Source organism: Amycolatopsis sp. NPDC023774 (assembly GCF_040639695.1).
Taxonomy (GTDB): domain Bacteria; phylum Actinomycetota; class Actinomycetes; order Mycobacteriales; family Pseudonocardiaceae; genus Amycolatopsis.
Map to the genome: position 1 here is coordinate 154,911 of NZ_JBFAAJ010000012.1, position 15,437 is coordinate 170,347.

19 protein-coding genes and 1 pseudogene are annotated in these 15,437 nt (G+C 69.9%); 8 read left to right on the forward strand and 12 right to left on the reverse strand.

Going from position 1 to position 15,437, the window contains the following annotated elements:
* Positions 1–1,005 (reverse strand): NAD(P)/FAD-dependent oxidoreductase, encoded by a 1,005-nt coding sequence (locus AB0F91_RS24805; protein WP_360600917.1) that lies wholly within the window; start codon positions 1,003–1,005, stop codon positions 1–3.
* 90 nt (positions 1,006–1,095) lie between these two features.
* On the opposite strand from AB0F91_RS24805, the gene AB0F91_RS24810 reads away from it, so the two are divergent.
* From AB0F91_RS24810 to AB0F91_RS24820, 3 genes are read left to right on the forward strand one after another with little or no spacing between them, the layout of a single operon-like run.
* The gene (locus tag AB0F91_RS24810; protein WP_360600919.1) at positions 1,096–1,689 is read left to right on the forward strand and encodes a cupin domain-containing protein; all 594 of its coding nucleotides are present in this window, start codon (positions 1,096–1,098) and stop codon (positions 1,687–1,689) included.
* Between the two features lie 31 nt (positions 1,690–1,720).
* Positions 1,721–2,128 carry a metalloregulator ArsR/SmtB family transcription factor gene (locus tag AB0F91_RS24815; protein WP_360600921.1) on the forward strand — a complete coding sequence of 136 codons (408 nt, stop codon included), beginning with the start codon at positions 1,721–1,723 and terminating at the stop codon, positions 2,126–2,128.
* On the forward strand, positions 2,079–2,573 hold the full coding sequence (locus tag AB0F91_RS24820; protein WP_360600923.1) for an SRPBCC family protein: 495 nt from the start codon (positions 2,079–2,081) through the stop codon (positions 2,571–2,573). Before AB0F91_RS24815 ends, AB0F91_RS24820 begins: the two co-directional genes overlap by 50 nt.
* Here AB0F91_RS24820 and AB0F91_RS24825 read toward each other — a convergent pair.
* The 7 genes and pseudogenes from AB0F91_RS24825 to AB0F91_RS24855 all read right to left on the reverse strand — a co-directional run bounded on the left by AB0F91_RS24825 (position 2,562) and on the right by AB0F91_RS24855 (position 6,548).
* The gene (locus tag AB0F91_RS24825) at positions 2,562–3,308 is read right to left on the reverse strand and encodes an SDR family oxidoreductase (protein WP_360601073.1); all 747 of its coding nucleotides are present in this window, start codon (positions 3,306–3,308) and stop codon (positions 2,562–2,564) included. The two genes, AB0F91_RS24820 and AB0F91_RS24825, sit on opposite strands and share 12 nt — an antisense overlap.
* Before the next feature lie 52 nt (positions 3,309–3,360).
* Positions 3,361–3,417 (reverse strand): annotated as a pseudogene (locus tag AB0F91_RS24830) (hypothetical protein); the annotation flags it as partial.
* Between the two features lie 116 nt (positions 3,418–3,533).
* On the reverse strand, positions 3,534–3,731 hold the full coding sequence (locus AB0F91_RS24835; RefSeq protein ID WP_360600925.1) for a hypothetical protein: 198 nt from the start codon (positions 3,729–3,731) through the stop codon (positions 3,534–3,536).
* Positions 3,728–4,264, reverse strand: a complete 537-nt coding sequence (locus AB0F91_RS24840; protein ID WP_360600927.1) for a helix-turn-helix transcriptional regulator — start codon at positions 4,262–4,264, stop codon at positions 3,728–3,730. The genes AB0F91_RS24835 and AB0F91_RS24840 overlap by 4 nt, the downstream gene beginning before the upstream one ends.
* A 310-nt stretch (positions 4,265–4,574) precedes the next feature.
* Entirely contained in the window at positions 4,575–4,931 is a 357-nt protein-coding gene (locus tag AB0F91_RS24845) for a hypothetical protein (protein WP_360600929.1), read from the reverse strand.
* 84 nt (positions 4,932–5,015) lie between these two features.
* A complete protein-coding gene (locus AB0F91_RS24850; RefSeq protein WP_360600931.1) occupies positions 5,016–5,918 on the reverse strand; it encodes a carboxymuconolactone decarboxylase family protein in 903 nt (300 codons plus the stop codon).
* An 18-nt stretch (positions 5,919–5,936) separates the two neighbouring features.
* On the reverse strand, positions 5,937–6,548 hold the full coding sequence (locus AB0F91_RS24855; protein WP_360600933.1) for a helix-turn-helix domain-containing protein: 612 nt from the start codon (positions 6,546–6,548) through the stop codon (positions 5,937–5,939).
* Between the two features lie 77 nt (positions 6,549–6,625).
* On the opposite strand from AB0F91_RS24855, the gene AB0F91_RS24860 reads away from it, so the two are divergent.
* Complete coding sequence (locus tag AB0F91_RS24860; protein ID WP_360600935.1) at positions 6,626–6,913, forward strand: TetR/AcrR family transcriptional regulator; 288 nt, start codon at positions 6,626–6,628, stop codon at positions 6,911–6,913.
* Here the strand turns inward: AB0F91_RS24860 and AB0F91_RS24865 are convergent.
* Together AB0F91_RS24865 and AB0F91_RS24870 are read right to left on the reverse strand one after the other, a co-directional pair.
* On the reverse strand, positions 6,883–8,049 hold the full coding sequence (locus tag AB0F91_RS24865; RefSeq protein ID WP_360601075.1) for a C40 family peptidase: 1,167 nt from the start codon (positions 8,047–8,049) through the stop codon (positions 6,883–6,885). The two genes, AB0F91_RS24860 and AB0F91_RS24865, sit on opposite strands and share 31 nt — an antisense overlap.
* Positions 8,050–8,582: 533 nt before the next feature.
* Complete coding sequence (locus AB0F91_RS24870) at positions 8,583–9,530, reverse strand: nucleoside hydrolase (RefSeq protein WP_360600937.1); 948 nt, start codon at positions 9,528–9,530, stop codon at positions 8,583–8,585.
* 53 nt (positions 9,531–9,583) lie between these two features.
* Between AB0F91_RS24870 and AB0F91_RS24875 the strand changes: the two genes are divergently transcribed.
* Positions 9,584–10,339 carry an acyltransferase gene (locus tag AB0F91_RS24875; protein ID WP_360600939.1) on the forward strand — a complete coding sequence of 252 codons (756 nt, stop codon included), beginning with the start codon at positions 9,584–9,586 and terminating at the stop codon, positions 10,337–10,339.
* A gap of 130 nt (positions 10,340–10,469) precedes the next feature.
* On the opposite strand, the gene AB0F91_RS24880 is transcribed toward AB0F91_RS24875, so the two are convergent.
* Together AB0F91_RS24880 and AB0F91_RS24885 are read right to left on the reverse strand one after the other, a co-directional pair.
* Entirely contained in the window at positions 10,470–11,804 is a 1,335-nt protein-coding gene (locus AB0F91_RS24880; protein WP_360600941.1) for an APC family permease, read from the reverse strand.
* Positions 11,801–12,682 carry a carbon-nitrogen hydrolase family protein gene (locus tag AB0F91_RS24885; protein WP_360600943.1) on the reverse strand — a complete coding sequence of 294 codons (882 nt, stop codon included), beginning with the start codon at positions 12,680–12,682 and terminating at the stop codon, positions 11,801–11,803. The genes AB0F91_RS24880 and AB0F91_RS24885 overlap by 4 nt, the downstream gene beginning before the upstream one ends.
* 77 nt (positions 12,683–12,759) lie before the next feature.
* On the opposite strand from AB0F91_RS24885, the gene AB0F91_RS24890 reads away from it, so the two are divergent.
* The 3 genes from AB0F91_RS24890 (at position 12,760) to AB0F91_RS24900 (ending at position 15,435) form a co-directional block, all read left to right on the forward strand.
* Entirely contained in the window at positions 12,760–13,509 is a 750-nt protein-coding gene (locus AB0F91_RS24890) for an FCD domain-containing protein (RefSeq protein ID WP_360600945.1), read from the forward strand.
* Positions 13,510–13,584: 75 nt separating this feature from the next.
* On the forward strand, positions 13,585–15,045 hold the full coding sequence (locus AB0F91_RS24895; RefSeq protein WP_360600947.1) for an alpha/beta fold hydrolase: 1,461 nt from the start codon (positions 13,585–13,587) through the stop codon (positions 15,043–15,045).
* Positions 15,046–15,090: 45 nt separating this feature from the next.
* The gene (locus AB0F91_RS24900) at positions 15,091–15,435 is read left to right on the forward strand and encodes a nuclear transport factor 2 family protein (RefSeq protein ID WP_360600949.1); all 345 of its coding nucleotides are present in this window, start codon (positions 15,091–15,093) and stop codon (positions 15,433–15,435) included.
* The last annotated feature ends 2 nt before the right edge of the window (positions 15,436–15,437 follow it).

Consider the following 15,437-nt stretch of genomic DNA (forward strand, 5'->3'; position numbering starts at 1 on the left):
TCACACCCCGTGCTTCGTCGAGCCGCCGACCAGCGCGGCGACCTGTCGTTCCAGTTCGTGCGCGAAAGGCTCCCGCGCCCGTCGTACGTCCTCGGCCACGAGATCGCCGTTGATCACCGCGCCGGCAGTCAGCCCGGCCGCCGCGGACACGACAACTTGCGACTTCATGTCGGTCACGTTCCCGGCCACCCAGACCCCGGGCACCGAGGTGGCGCCGTTCGCGTCGGCCGGCACCGAACTGCCGATCACGTGCCCGTCGACCTCGAGCTCCACCGGCTCCAGCCCCAGGGACACGAGCACGTCGGCCCGCGCCGTGAACCGCGGCGCGACCACCACAGCCTCTCGGGCGACGACTTCTCCCGAGCGCAGCACGACGCCGGTGAGCTCGTCTCCCTCCACGCGCAGCGCCGCCACCTCGCCGTCGACGACCCGGATCCCGCGCGCGGTCAGCTGCGCCAGCTGCTCCTCGTCGAAGGCAGCCGTGTGCCGGAAAACGACGACGTCGTCCGACAGCTGCCGCCACATCAGCGCCTGGTGGACGGCCATCGGGTTCGTCGCCAGCACGCCGATCGCCTGGTCGCGTGCCTCCCAGCCGTGGCAGTACGGGCAGTGCAGCACGTCGCGGCCCCACCGCTCGGCGACGCCCGGGACGTCCGGCAGCTCGTCGACGAGCCCCGTCGCCACCAGGAGGCGACGCGCTCGCGTGGTCCTCCCATCGGCGAGGGTCACGACGAACCCACCGCCGTCCAGTGCGACGGCCGAGGTCACCGCGCCGTCCACGATCTCGCCCCCGTAGCCGATGACCTCTTCGCGCCCGGCCGCCAACAGCTCGCCGGGCGGTGTGCTCTCGCGGGCGAGGTAGTTGTGCACGTGGCCGGCCGGAGCGTTGCGCGGCTCGCCGGCGTCCACCACCAATACGGAACGCCGTGAGCGCGCAAGCGCAACCGCGCCGCTGAGGCCCGCGGCACCGCCGCCAACCACCACGACGTCGTAGTTCTCTTTCACCTGATCCTCCTGTAGTTCGATCCTCCCTTCGGACTATCCGGAGATCTCGCCGACTTGACAAATGAATTTGCCGAAGTAGCAAATAGAGGCATGGACGGTGAACTTCAGGACGTCGACGGCGTCCTCGAATCGGTGGGCCCGCGGCTACGCGCGCTCCGCCAGCAGAACAACGCCACGCTCGCCCAGCTGTCGGAGACCACCGGCATCTCGGTGAGCACGCTCTCGCGCCTCGAATCAGGTCAGCGCAAGCCGACGCTGGAGCTCCTGCTCGCCCTCGCGCGCGCCCATCAGGTGCCGCTCGACGAGCTGGTCGGCACCGCGCCGACCAGCGACCCGCGACTGCACGCGAACTCCTTCGTGCGCCACGGCATCACGTTCTTCCCGCTCACGCGCCGGCCCGGCGGGCTGCGCGCGTACAAGCAGATCTTCCCGCCGCACTGGCCGGACACGGACCCCGATCCGCGCGTGCACGAGGGGTACGAATGGGCCTACGTCCTTTCCGGACAGTTGCGGCTCATCCTCGGCGAGCACGACGTGATCCTCAAGCCGGGTGAAGTCGTGGAGTTCGACACGCACGTTCCGCATTGGTTCGGCAACCCCGGCGACGTGCCCTGCGAGGTTCTCGCCCTTTTCGGGCCACAGGGGGAGCGGTTCCACGTCCGCGCCCGCCCGGCGTCCACTTGACGCATGCCCATATGGGAATATGATAGTCGGCGTGGCACGAGCAGCGACAACGACCGACGTGTTCAACGCCGTGGCCGAACCGCGGCGACGGGAGATCCTCGATGTGCTCGCCGGTGGCGAGTACCCCGTCAACGACCTCGTCCGGCTGCTCGGCATGGGGCAGCCGCAGGTGTCGAAACACCTGCGCGTGCTGCGCGAAGTGGGCGCGGTCGACGTCCGGGACGAAGGACGTCAGCGCTTGTACCGGCTCAACGGCCGCGCCCTGAAACCGATCCACGACTGGGTACGCCAGTTCGAGCGCTCCGGGGAGGAGCGGTTCGAGCTGCTGGACTCCGTGCTGGAGGAACTCGAACGCACCGACGACCGATCCACGGGCGAGGAGAGCGACCATGACCGAGACGACAACGGGCACGGCGAAGGTGACGCTGCCGGCCGATGACCAGATCCTGATCACCCGCGAGTTCGCCGCCCCACGGCACCTCGTCTACCGCGCGTGGACCACGCCTGAGCTGGTCAAACGCTTTTGGGCGGGCCGCCGCGGCACGATGCGGTCCGTTGAGATCGACCTGCGCGTCGGCGGCCGGTGGCGCTACGTCCTCGACGCCAACGGTGGTTTCGAGGTCGCGTTCCACGGCGAGTACCGCGAGATCGTCCCCAACGAACGCATCGTCAGCAGCGAGGTCTACGAAACCCCCGGCGCGTCCGACGAGGACGCCGCCCTCACCACCACGACCTTCGCCGGCTCCGGCGACCGCACCAGCCTGTCGATCCTCGTGGAGACGGGCAGCCGCGAAGTCCGTGACGCCATCATCGATTCCGGTATGGAGGGTGGCATGCAGGAGCAGATGGACCTCCTGGACGAGCTGGCCGCCTCACTGGCCTGACTCGCGGATCCGTTCTGCGGCACCACATTCTGCCCGGCGGCGATTCCGGTGGCGCGACGGGACCCGCCGTGCCGAAGGCTGGCATGACAGGACCCGCCGCGCCGATCGCGTTCGTGCCGGCTCGGTCTGGGCCGTCGGCCGCACCACGATCTCGTTCACGTCCACCGCCGCCGGCTGGCTCACGGCGTAGGCGATGGCGTCCGCAACGGCCGAAGCCGGGATGCCCAGCTGCTCGCTCGCCGCGCGCGCCGCCACCTGCGTCTCTGGATCCCCGCCCTGATCGGCGAGCTCGGAGTGCGTGAAGCCCGGACTGACGATGGTGACGCGGAGATTCGTGTTCTCTTGGCGCAGTCCCTCAGAACGGGCCCTTACCCCGAAATTCGTCGCGCAGTACACGGCCGCCGTCGGGTCCACGCGCAGGCCGGACGTCGACGCGACGTTCACGATGTGACCCCCGGTTTCGCCCATCAACGGCAACACCGCGGCGATCCCGTGCAGCGTGCCGCGCAGGTTCACGTCGATCATCCGGTTCCAGTCGTCGACGCGAAGCTTGTCCAGAGTGGACAGCTGCATCACGCCGGCGTTGTTCCCGAGCACGTCCACCCGGCCGTGGCGCTTGTGCGCGGCCGTCACGTACGCCCGCACGCTCTCCAGGCCGGTCACGTCGAGGTGCCGGAAGTCGGCATCGCCGCCGTTCGCGCGGATCTTCTCCGTGAGCGCCGCGAGGCGGTCGATGCGGCGGGCGCCCCAGGACGACGTGGTGACCGTCGGCGGCCAAGCGCAGCGCGGTGGCCTCTCCGATGCCGCTGCTCGCGCCCGTGATCAGCGCGATCTTGCCGTTCATGCGTACTCCTCGTGAGGTCTGCGCGGTCGTGGGGACCGTCGTGACCTCGAGGGTGCCCGCGGCGAACCGCGTCCGGAAGGACGCCGTTGCCTAGGAGTGGCACACCCTGGCGGGGCTCACCGCGGTTGGTCGGCCACCGCGTGCAACGACCCCAGCAACGCCAGCGCGTCGGCACTCGCCCTGTTCGGTTCCGCGATGCCCACCAGTAGGTACTGGCCGGACGCGTCGCGCACGTCGAACATCCGGTAGTCCAGCACGATCCGGCCGACGGCGGGGTGCTGGAACGTCTTGCGCGTCCCGGCGAACCCCTTCACGCCGTGATTTCGCCACACAGAACGGCGAATTCCTCGTTCGTGGCCAGTAGCTCGTCCACGAGCTCGCCGACCTCCTCGCGGTCGTAGCCGCTCGCGAGCCGCAACGCGTCGACGGCGCCGGCCACGATGTCGTTCCACTCCACGAACAGCTCGCCCGCCGCCGGGTCGTGGAACAGCGTGCGCACCATGTTCGCCGGCTTGCCGACGGGGGACAACAGCGCGTCGGCGAGTGCGTTGGTCGCCAGCAGGTCGAGGCGCCGGTTGGTGACGTACGCGACCGCGCTGGGGAAGGTTTCCATGAGCCGCAGGAGTTCGGGGGAGACGTCGTCGCGCCGGTGCTCCGGCACCCGCGGCACGAGGCCGGCGAGGCGGTAGGTGTGCCAGACACCATCGGTGTTCAGGCGCAGCGCGCGCCCGACCGCGTCCAGCACCGGCCCGGACGGGTTGCGTTCGCGCCCCTGCTCGAGGCGCGCGTAGTAGTCCGCACTGACGCCCGCCAGCACCGCGACCGCCTCGCGCCGCAGCCCGCTCACCCTCCTCGGGCGATGACTGGTGACGCCCGCGTCCCCGGCGCCAGCCGGGCCCGCCGCGCGCGCAGGAACTCTCCCAGCTCGTTGCCACTCACGTCACCACGGTACCGGGGGCTCCGGTTTCCCGGCGGTGCTGTCCACGCGGTATCACCGAACGCAGATCAGGTTTTCGGGCCTCGTGGACAACCCCATGGCGAACGGGAAGCCGACGTCACCGGCAAGTGGCCGGTGCCTCGCCGAAGGCCGTTGCCGGAAATCGGCGACACCGAGGTCAGCGCCGATTTCCGGCCCATGGTCATCGCCGGATCCGGCCTCAGGAGGCCAGCTTCAGGTGCTGCCCCAGCACGTCGGCTTCCGCGCGCAGCCGCTCCGCGGCCTCGGTCCGGTCGAGCCGCTCGTACTCGTCCGCGGCGGTCGTGCGCTCCAGTACCTCGTTCTCGACGATCGCGCGCACATCGGCTTCCGTCAGCACACGACGCTCGGCCTCCGCGGCGCCGACGCCCAGCGCCGCACCCACGACGTGTTCCGTCCCGGTCGTCGTGGACGGCTGATCGACCGGCACGGCCTCGGCGTTGTCGATCGCCGCCAGTGCCGAGCGCAGGGCGGTGGTGGCGACGCGGTCGCGGTTCTTGAGTGCCGAATTCAGGCCGGCACGAAGGCTGGCGCGCATGGGCCGAATTCCATCCGGGAGCAGGAACGAAGGAATCCGACGCTAGCAGCCGAACGCCACCTCAAGCGCGCCATTTCCGCGACTTCACCCCGCGCGCAGGCCCGAAAAGGGGAACGTCCCGCCACCCGAAATCGTCACCGATCCGGTGAACACGTCGCCGTCCACCGTGCCCACCACGCCGATGTCGAATCGTGCCGGATCGGTCACCACGGCGGTGAACTCCAGGCGATGACCGTCGACACTGCCCGACACGATGGGGACCGTCACGCCCAGCTGAGTGTCCACGATGGACCCGCTCACGCCGTTGGCCAAGGTTTCGAGGCTCAGCACCAGCTCCTTGCTCCCCGCCGGGTGGGTGAAGGTGATGTGCCACGTCCCGTCGACGGCGGTTTCTCCGCTGAACGGCAACGCGCCGGCCACGACCGGTCCCACGACGGGGGCCGCCACCACGCGCTCGCCCAGCACTGGCTGGCCTGCCTTCGCCTCGACCCCCGCGGAGTTCAGGAAACCCGCCATCATCCGGTAGTAGCCGACGAGGAACAGCACCTCGAGGATCGTCTCCTCATCGAGCGTCGCCGCGAGCGCCGCCCACGTTTCGTCCGAGACGAACGCCGCGGCGCACAACTCGTCGGCCGCCCGCAGCACCGCGTCGTCCTCGGGTGACCACACCGCGGCCGGGTCCGACAGTGCGTTGATCTCGTCTGCCGTCGCGCCGGCGCCGAGCGCAGCGGGCACGTGGTTGGCCCACTCGTACGGCGCCTCACACCGCAGCGCGACCCGCAAGATCGCCAGCTCGCGGACACGCGGGTGCAGCTTGCCTTGAGACAGCAGGTGTTCGCCGAGACCCGACGAAGCCTTCATCAACGACGGGTTCCGCGCGAGCACCCGGATCACCTCGTCGGCGCCGAGTTTTGCGAGCTTCTGGTCGTCTGGCGCCATTTCCTCCAACGGAAGCGGCGCGATCCGGGGATGGGTCGCATGAGGCATGACAGGTTCCTCCCAAAGTCATCGATGCCGCTCGAGCCCGGCGAGCGCCTTGCGCGCGTCCTCGGCGCTGAGCATCGGGTGCGAATAGAGGTCGATCAGGGCGCGCGCGAGCAGCACATCGCCCTCGGGGCTGAACACGTCGACGCCCATCGCGCGCGACACGTGCTCGTGCAGCACCGTGATCGACAGCGCCATCGCGGTGCTCACCGCCGCCCGCACCTCGGGCGCGACGTCCGGCGCGTCCGTCCGCGTCCGATCGATGTCGGCGAGCCACTGCGCCCCCAAGCGCACCATCTCGTCGAACAACGACGCGGCGCCGCCGTCCACCAGCGCCCGCGCGAGGTACGCGTGGTACGGCCCGACGGCGATCCGCGCGGCGGCCACGTGGTTGCCGCCCGCACCCGCAAGCGCCTGGTCGTTGAGTCGGTGGATCAGCTTCACCAAGTGCGCGTCGCACGCCTCGCGCAGCGCCTGTTTGGACCCGAAGTGGTGCCGTACCAGGCCCGACGAGACGCCCGCCGCCTCCGCGATGCCACGGATCGTCGCGCCCTCGAACCCGTGCTCCCCGAAGAGCTGCATCGCCGCGTCGCGGATTCGCGCGCGCGCCGTCAGGTCGTCGAGTTCAGCCACAGCATCCTCCTCACTACACGAACGTGCAGCTGACTATACGTGTGTGTAGCCGGAGCAGATGATCGCACGGTGCGAGAGTGCGCACCTGGCTGAGACAGCACCAGGCCTGCCGGGCCGTCCCCGCGCGCTGGTCGCGTGACGACATCGTCGAAGGGGCCGGCTTGACCGTCACCACCGATTGCGTCGACCCGCTGACCATGCGCCCGGTCGCCCGCGAGTTCGGCTGTTCCCCGATGGCCCTCTACCGGCACGTCCGCCGCAAGGACGAGCTCTTCCGGCAACCCCGGCCCGGGCAGCGTGGCGGCGACGTGGTCGATCAGAAGTCGCAGGACCGTCAGGCCGTCGGCCGCCCCGCACCCGCGTAGTCGTCGCCGGGCTTGCGGTACGGGTGCACCTGCACGGCCTGGCCCGTCTGCGGGGCGTCGATCATCTGCTGGTTGCCGATGTAGAGACCGACGTGGTGGATCTTCGTGGTGGGTTCACCGTAGAAGATCAGGTCGCCCAGCTGGGGCTCACTCACGTGGGGGACGCTGTGGAACTGCGTGTCCGCCGTGCGCATGAGCTTCACGCCCGCGCTGCCGTACGCAGCCGTTGTCAGGCCGGAGCAGTCGAACCCCGGATCGGGGTCGCCGCTGCCGTTGCCGCCCCAGACGTAGGGGAGACCGATCTGGTCGATCGCGAAGTCGACCGCGCTCAGCACCGCGGGGTTCGGCGCCTGGCTGCTCTGCCCGACGGTGCCGTAGACGTTCACCGTCGCCAGGATCCGGTGCAGTGAAACGGGCGCGCCCTGCAGCGACGAAACGGCGTTCCACCAGTCCGTCGCCAGATCGCGGCCACCGGCGCACAGCGCGCGTCCCGCGGTGAGGGCGGCGTCGTCGATGTTCTGCGGATCGGGCTTGCCGCCCGACGCGCTGCGCTGCCACTTCGACCACACCGCCGGCGCCAACTGCATCGGCCCGGACGCGTTGGGCGTCGACACGACGCGGCTGTAGAAGTCGCGGACCTCGACGGTGCCGAGCGGCTTGGCCAGCACGCCGTTGGTGCCGACGTGGTCGCCCTGCGCCCGCCCGTGGTCGCTCGCGACCTTGCCGATGGCCGCGAGCGTCACCCACGACAGGTGGCACGCGGGTTGCTCCTTGGTGAGCGTGACGGTCGCCTCCGCGTACCCAGTCATCGCCCGAAGCGGGATGTCCAGCCACTGACTCGTCTTCGAAGCCCACGCGTCGAATTCACTGGGCTGCGGCACGTTCGGCTGCGTTGTCGGCACCGCCACACTCGACGCGACCACCGACGGCACCGGCGCTTGCGCTGACGACGGCGACTCCGCGGCCGTCGTCGCCGGCTGCTGCGACCCCGGCGCGGACTGCACGGCCACCACCAGCGCCGCGACGGCCACGACGACCGCCGCGACCACCACAACCGCCCGTCCCCGCCGCGACTTCCGCTTCCCGACCTGGGGCTTCTCACCGTCGCCACCCAGCGGCGACAGGTGCTCGGTCATCGCCGCGGAGAACGGTGGCAGCGGCTCGACCGGAGCCGAAAACTCACGCCGGACCTGGCCATCGCCATGGACCGGCGACGCTCCCCAACCGGCCTCCTCGCCCGCGAACGGCGAGGCGTCGGCGCTCTCGTCGCCCCCCGTCGGCGACGTCCCTGCGAGCTCTCCGCTCTTACCGTCCGACGCCGCGATGGTCTCGTCGCCGTCCAACGGCGAGGCCTCGCGGTCAGCCCGAGCGTCGCCATCGACCGACGAAACCTCGGCGGCCTGACCGCCATCCAACGGCGAGGCTTCGGCGTTCGCCGGGCCCTCGCCGTCCAGAGGCGACGGCACGGTGGCCGCCGAACCGTCGCCTCTGGACGGCGACGGCACGGTGGTCTGGTCGTCGCCACCGACCGGCGACTCGGCGCCGGCCGGGTCGCCGCCTTCAGCCGGCGAACGCCCGCTGACCTGGTCGTCGCCACTCAGAGGCGACATCGTGTTCTCGTCGTCGCCCTCCAGCGGCGACGGCTGCGCACCCTCCGACGACCGGGCCATCACCGACCTCCGGCAAGTCTCGAAAGCACGAACTCCCGCAGCCCGTCGAGGTCGGTGTCGACCGCGACCTCGATCGGCCGTCCCGTCGGATCGATCGGCACCGCGCGGCGATCGACGAGCGTCATGCCGCGCGCCGGCCCCGCGGTCACGTCGATGTCCACCGGATAGGTCTCCGTCTGGAGAATCCCGGGGCTGATCGCCTCCGCCACGGCCACCGCGTCGTGCATCACGATGCCGTCGAAGCCCAGCACCTGCCGGTAGTGGGCGAGGTAGTCGGGCGTCAGCCCTTCCAGCGCCTGGCCCAGCGGCCCCGACGCGGCGAGCTTCGACAGCCACGCGCTGTCCACGGCGCAACGGTGCGTGAGATCGAGGGGGACCATCACACACGGCACGTCGTCTTCGGCGATCACGCGGTGCGCGGCCTCCGGGTCGGCCCAGACGTTGAACTCGGCGACGGCCGTGCTGTTGCCGCGCGCGACGCCGCCGCCCATCAGCACGATGCGCGAGATCTTCGACTTGATGCCGGGGTGCGCGGCGAGCAGCGCGGCGATGTTGGTGAGTGGTCCGATCGGCGCGATCGTCACCGGTTCGTCGGACGCGTCCAGCAGCGAGACCATCAGCCCCACGGCGTCCAGCGACTCCAGCGGCCGCGTCGCCTCCGGCAACGTCCCCGCGCGGCCCGAGAGCCCGTCGTTGCCGTGGACGTGGCTCGAACCGCGTTTGTTCAGGTGCACCAACGGCCGCGAAGCCCCGGCGGCGACCGGCACGTCGGGGCGGTCGCACAGCTGGAGCAGGCGCCGGGCGTTGGCCGTGGTGCTGGTCAGCGGCACGTTGCCGAAGACCGTGGTCACCCCCAGCAGCTCGACGTCGGCGGAAACCGCCGCCAGCGCGATCGCGAAAGCATCGTCGACACCGGGGTCGGTGTCGATGATCAGCTTGCTCCCCATCCGTGCTCCCCTTGCCTGTGGCGGGCCTCCCCGCACAGGTTACGGTCAACGGCATGACGTCGATGTGGGGTGCGCCCGCGTTGTCCCGCGTGCGCGCTTGGCGGCGGGCCCGGCGCGACCCGCACCAGGCGAAGTTCCTGACGCGCGACTCGCTGCGTTGGGTTTTGCGCAATCGGGCGTACACGCCGTGGTACCTCGTGCGGTACTTCCGCCTGCTCAAGTTCCGGCTCGCCAACCCGCACATCATTCTGCGCGGCATGGTGTTCCTCGGGAAGGGCGTGGAAATCCACTGCCGTCCCGGTTACGGCCGGCTCGAGATCGGCCGCTGGGTCCACATCGGTGACGGAAACGCGATCCGCTGCCACGAGGGGTCCCTTCGCATCGGCGACAAGTCCGTGTTCGGGCGGCAGAACGTGATCAACTGCTATCTCGACATCGAGCTGGGCGCCGCCACCCTCGTCGCCGACTGGGTGTACATCTGCGACTTCGACCACGTGACGGCCGACATCCACGTGCCCATCAAGGACCAGGGCATCGTGAAGTCGCCGGTGCGCATCGGTCCGGACACCTGGCTCGGCACGAAGGTCAGTGTCCTCAAGGGAACACGCGTCGGCCGCGGCTGCGTGCTCGGCGCGCACGCCGTGGTGCGCGGCGACATCCCGGAGTACTCCATCGCGGTGGGCTCGCCCGCGCGCGTGGTGCGCAACCGCCAGGACGACTACGCCGCCGACGCCGCCCGCCGCGAAGCCGTCGCCGACATGGCGCGCAAGGCGAACAAGGCCCTGCAGAAGACGCTCGGCGAAGGCTGAAGGTTTCGCCGTTCAGCGGCGACAACCTGGTTGTCGCCGCCGAACGGCAGCAACCCAGCCGTCGCCGCAGACGCAGCAATGGCCGTTCGCCGCTGAACGGCAACCCGTGGCCATCCAGCGGCGAAACCCGTCACTCCTCGAACGACATCTCCGGCGGCGGCCGGCGGAACCCGCGCGTCAGCACGACGAGGTACACGATCCCGATCCCCAGCCACACCAGGCCGAAGGTCAGGGCGAGCCCGTCGAGGTTCACCAGCAGCCACAGGTCGACCAACGCGCCGATCACCGGAGCGACCAGCCACGTCAGCACGTTGCGCTCAGTCGTGTGCCGCGTGCGGATCCACGTCGCGATCACGCTCACGTTGACCATCGTGAAGGCCGTGAACGCGCCGAAGTTGATGAACGACGTCGACGTGGTCACGTCCAGCGCCAGCGCGATCAACCCGACGACGCCCGTCAGCACGATCGCGAACGCCGGCGTGTTCAGCTTCGGCTGCAACCGGCCGAAGACCCGCGGCAGCACTCCGTCGCGGCCCATCGCGAACATCAGCCGCGACGCGCTGGCCTGCGCGGCGATGCCCGACGCGAACTGCGCCACCACCAGCCCCGACAGGAAGAACGCCCCGAACAGTGAGCCACCGATGTGGCGCGCGATCTCGAACGCGGCCGACGACTCGTCGTCGAAGACGAAACCGGGGTGCACGAGCTGGGTGACGTACGCGAGCACGATGAACACGCCGCCACCGACGAGAGCGGTCAGCAGGATCGCGCGTGGGATCGTCCGCTTCGGCTCCACGGCTTCCTCGGGCAGCGTCGTCACGGCGTCGAAGCCCAGGAACGAGTACGTGGCCACCGCGGCGCCGCCCGAGATCGTGCCGAACGTGCTGCCCAGGTGGAAGAACGGGTCACCGCTCGCCACTGAGTGGCCGTCGGCGAGCACCTGCTTGAGCGAGAGAACGACGAAGAACACGATCACCAGCACCTGGAAGGCCATGAGAACGAAGTTGGCCTTCTCGGCGATCTTGAGGCCCAGCACGTTGAGCAGGGTCGTCAGCACGATGAACGCGATCAGCCACAGCCAGCTCGGCACGTCCGGGAACTGCGCCGACAGGTACGCGCCGCCGATCAACCAGATCACCATCGGCAGGAAGAAGTAGTCGAGCAGCACCGCCCAGCCGACGAGGAAGCCGAGCCGCGAGTCGATGGCCTTGCGCACGTAGGTGTAAGCGGAGCCGGCGACGGGGTGCGTCGCGGCCATCTTGCCGTAGCTCGCGGCGGTGAAGAGCATCGCGACCAGCGCGACGACGTACGCCGACGGCGCCGTGCCCGCAGTCGTCGTCGCCACGACGCCGAACGTGCCCAGCACGATCAGCGGCGCCATGTATGCGAGTCCGAAAAGGACGACGCCGGGCAGCCCGAGCCGTCGTTCGAGCTTGGCTCCGGGGGTCACCTTCGTGGTGCTCATCGGCCTCCTTCTCCTCGCGGACGCCACCGGTCCGGCTCGATGCGGCCCCCGTACAGGGGGAGTTCCAGCGGTTCGTCACCCGGCGTGAACTGGTCCCACATCCGGTTGACGCCGGCGGTCCCTTCGCGACGGACGCGAGCCACCTCGTCCAGGTCGACCGTGCTCGCGAGCACGCCGGACGCGGCGCCCGGCAGCTCGCCGAGCACGGTGCCCTCGGGGTCGACCAGGACGCTGTCTCCTACCCCGACGGGCGCGGCCGTATTCACGCTCGCCACGAAAACCTGGTTGGTGATCGCGTTGGCTCGAGCGAGCACGAGTTCCTGGGCGCGGTCCGGAGTGGTGGTCTGCACCGGGTTGAGCACGAGCTCGGCGCCGAGCCACGCGAGGTGACGCGTGACCTCGGGGAACCAGGCGTCGTAGCAGATCGAGAAGCCGATTCGCCCCTCATCGGCGAGATCGGCGACGACGAACCGGTCACCCGGGTCATAAGGCTCATACGGCCGCCACGGGAACACCTTGCGATAGCTGCCGGCCAGCTCGCCTTCGGGGGAGAAGACGAGGGCGGTGTTGAACAGCTCGCCGTTGTCGCCGCGTTCGCAGACGCTGCCCGGCGAAAGCCACACGCCGAGGTCGCCTGCCAGCTGGGCCAGTTCACGGGTTCGTGGGCCGTCGAGGGGCTGTGCGGCGGCGTTGAGCTGCTCGGTGCGTTCCTCAACGGTCCCTTCGACCCCGCAGAGGTGCAGCTCGGGAAAGGCGACGAGGCGGGTTCCGGGGTGCTCGGCCAGTACGGTCCCGACCTGGTTCGCGAACGCCGCGACGGAGTCGGTGTACGGCCGCGGCGGCAGCTGTGCCAGCGCGATCGGCAGGGGGCGGGGCATGCGCCGAAAAATAGTCCATCTTGCTCACTTAAACAATAGTGTTCACTTTGAGGTGTTTTGTTGGGTATGGTCTCCGCATGGCTGCCGACCTGGGTTCGCCGGCGCTGACGGGCATCCGGCGCCTGTCCGCGCTCGACACCGTGCGAGCCCGCATCGCCCTCGCGATCGAGCTCGGCTTGCTGGGCCCGGGGGAGCGATTGCCGCCCAACGGCGAAATCGCTCGTGCGCTGGGCGTCGGCGACATCACCGTACGGCGGGCGCTCGTGTCGCTGTGCGAAGACGGCGTACTGGTGCGCCGCCGCGGACGCAACGGCGGCACGCACGTGGCGCCCGACGCGCCGGCGGGCCGGGTCGGTGCGGTGAACGCGTACCGCGAGTCGTCGGACGAGGTCCACGACCTGATCGACCACCGGCTCGTGATCGAGGCGGGGCTCGTCCAGCTCGTCGCCACGCGGCGAACCAACGAGGACGTCGAACGGCTGCGGGACCTCGTCCGCCGCATGGCCGACGCCGCCGGGTGGGCCGAGTTCCACGAGCTCGACGCCGAGTTCCACCTCGCCGTGGCCGCCTCGGGTGCACCGACGGCGGCGGTGAGGCAGTACGAGCTCGTGCTGCGAGAGCTGTACCGGTTCTACCTGCCGTACCGGATGTCGGCGCTGCGAGCGTCCAACCGGGAGCACGAGGTGCTCGTCCACGCCATCGCCACCCGCAACCCCGACGAGGCGGCGATCATCACCCGCGCCCACGTCGGGGAGTTGCACCGGACGATGTTCGTCGGCCTGCCGGACGTGTCAGTTCCTGACGCGCGACAGTCCACTACACACTGATCTCGGCTCATCGGTGACGCACATCAGCCGATCGGCTGATCCGGGTCGTCACGCGCGGGCCCGATGATCATCAGCATGCCGAAGTTCCGTTTACTCGTCCCGGTTGTCGCGGCCGTCGCGATGGTCCCCCTCGTGCCGGCGCTCGCGTCCGCACAAGGATTGGACTGGAAACCCTGCGTGTCCATCGCGAAGGGCTGGGACACCGACGACCAGCGCACCGAATGCGCGCTGGTGACCGTGCCGCTCGACTACTCCGACCCCGGTGGCCGCACGATCGACATCGCCGTCAGCCGAATCCGCGCGACGGGTACGCGTACGGGCGCGATCGTGTTCAACCCCGGTGGCCCCGGTCAGTCCGGTATGAAGATGCCGCTCACCATGTCGGAGAGCAAGGCGTCCGGCCTGCTGGAGCACCACGATCTCATCGGCTTCGACCCGCGCGGCGTCGACTACAGCGCGAGCCTCCAGTGCGACGAGGACGACGCCAGGCCCGACCCGTCGTTGTCCGAAAAGGACCAGGCGCGGTTTCTCGCCGACCGCAAGGCCGCGGCCAACGCGGCGTGCTTCGCGAAGGACCCCGCGCTGGTGAAGTCGTTCACCACGCCCAACGTCGCCCGCGACGTCGACCGCATCCGCGAGGCGCTGGGCGAGCAGAAGATCGGTTACTATGGTGTCTCCTGGGGCACGGCCCTCGGCGCCGAGTACCGCACGCTCTTCGACAGCCACGTCGACAAGATGCTGCTCGACTCCGTGATGCCGCCCGAGCTGAGCGTCACGACGATGGACGACGACCAGGCCGCCGCGGGGGAGAACACCTTCCGGGAGTTCGCCGCGTGGGTCGCGCGCTACGACTCCGTCTACCGCTTCGGCGGCATCGAGCCCCAGGTCGAGAAGGCTTTGCTCGACCTGCGCGCCGAGCTCGCGGCGCACCCGCGCACCGGCCCTGACGGTTCGCCGCTCAACGGCGAAACGGTCAACCAGTTCTTCGCCTACCCGCGCCGCCAGTGGGTGGAGGCCGCCGGCCAGCTCGCCGCCATCCGCGACGGCGGCGCTCCGCCGGTACAGCCCGGTGCCCCGGCCTCGCCGAAAACCGGCTTCGGCTGGGACACTGAACGGACCGGTGGCAACTTCTTCCAGCAGAACGCCCTGCTCTGCAACGAATCACCCAGTCCCCGCGACTTCGACACCGTCTGGCAGCACCGCGTCGACCGCATCAAGGCCAACCCGGTCGTGGGTTCGTTCGGCATCTACGAGCAGATGTGCGTCGGCTGGCCCGTGCCCGCGACTCAGTGGCAGTTCAGCGCCGGCAAGAGTCCGCTGCAGCTCGTCGGCCACGCCTTCGAGCCGGTCACACCCATCGGCTGGGCCCTCGCCATGCAGCGGCGAATCGGCGGCTCGCTCATGACCGTCGAGGACGATGCCCACGGCTCCCTCTCCGGCCTGCCGTGCGCTGCCGCGGCGGTGACGTTCTTCGACACCGGCCAGCCGACCACGCAGTCCTGCCCCAGCGAGCCGATCCCGGCACCGCAGGCGTAGACCGCAGAACGGCGAAACCCCGTGACGCCGCGGGTAACTCACCTCGTGAGCGAGATCCTGCGGCGTCACGTGGCCGCGTTCAACAACCGCGACCTCACCGCTCTGCTCGCGGGTTTTACCGACGACGCCGTCTGGATCACGGGCACGACGGTTGCCCGTGGCCGCGCCGAGCTGGCCGATCTTTTCGAAAGCGCCATGACCCAGCTCCTGCCGACGCTGACCATCGAAGAGATCCTGATCGACGGCGCCCGCGTGGCCGCTCAGCTGACCGAGCGGCTCACCCACGGCGGCGAGGAGCGTACGGTCCCGATCGCCGGCTTCTACCACCTTCGCAACGGTCGCATCGCCTCCGCCAAGATCTATCGCGAGGGCAGCGCAGAACTCGGTTGAAC

Coding starts and splice junctions, on each gene's coding strand:
- AB0F91_RS24810 (WP_360600919.1), top strand. CDS start 1,096: ATGGACGGTGAACTTCAGGACGTCGACGGCGTCCTCGAATCGGTGGGC.
- AB0F91_RS24820 (WP_360600923.1), top strand. CDS start 2,079: ATGACCGAGACGACAACGGGCACGGCGAAGGTGACGCTGCCGGCCGAT.
- AB0F91_RS24845 (WP_360600929.1), bottom strand. CDS start 4,931: ATGCGCGCCAGCCTTCGTGCCGGCCTGAATTCGGCACTCAAGAACCGC.
- AB0F91_RS24850 (WP_360600931.1), bottom strand. CDS start 5,918: ATGCCTCATGCGACCCATCCCCGGATCGCGCCGCTTCCGTTGGAGGAA.
- AB0F91_RS24865 (WP_360601075.1), bottom strand. CDS start 8,049: ATGACCGAGCACCTGTCGCCGCTGGGTGGCGACGGTGAGAAGCCCCAG.
- AB0F91_RS24870 (WP_360600937.1), bottom strand. CDS start 9,530: ATGGGGAGCAAGCTGATCATCGACACCGACCCCGGTGTCGACGATGCT.
- AB0F91_RS24875 (WP_360600939.1), top strand. CDS start 9,584: ATGACGTCGATGTGGGGTGCGCCCGCGTTGTCCCGCGTGCGCGCTTGG.
- AB0F91_RS24880 (WP_360600941.1), bottom strand. CDS start 11,804: ATGAGCACCACGAAGGTGACCCCCGGAGCCAAGCTCGAACGACGGCTC.
- AB0F91_RS24885 (WP_360600943.1), bottom strand. CDS start 12,682: ATGCCCCGCCCCCTGCCGATCGCGCTGGCACAGCTGCCGCCGCGGCCG.
- AB0F91_RS24890 (WP_360600945.1), top strand. CDS start 12,760: ATGGCTGCCGACCTGGGTTCGCCGGCGCTGACGGGCATCCGGCGCCTG.
- AB0F91_RS24895 (WP_360600947.1), top strand. CDS start 13,585: ATGCCGAAGTTCCGTTTACTCGTCCCGGTTGTCGCGGCCGTCGCGATG.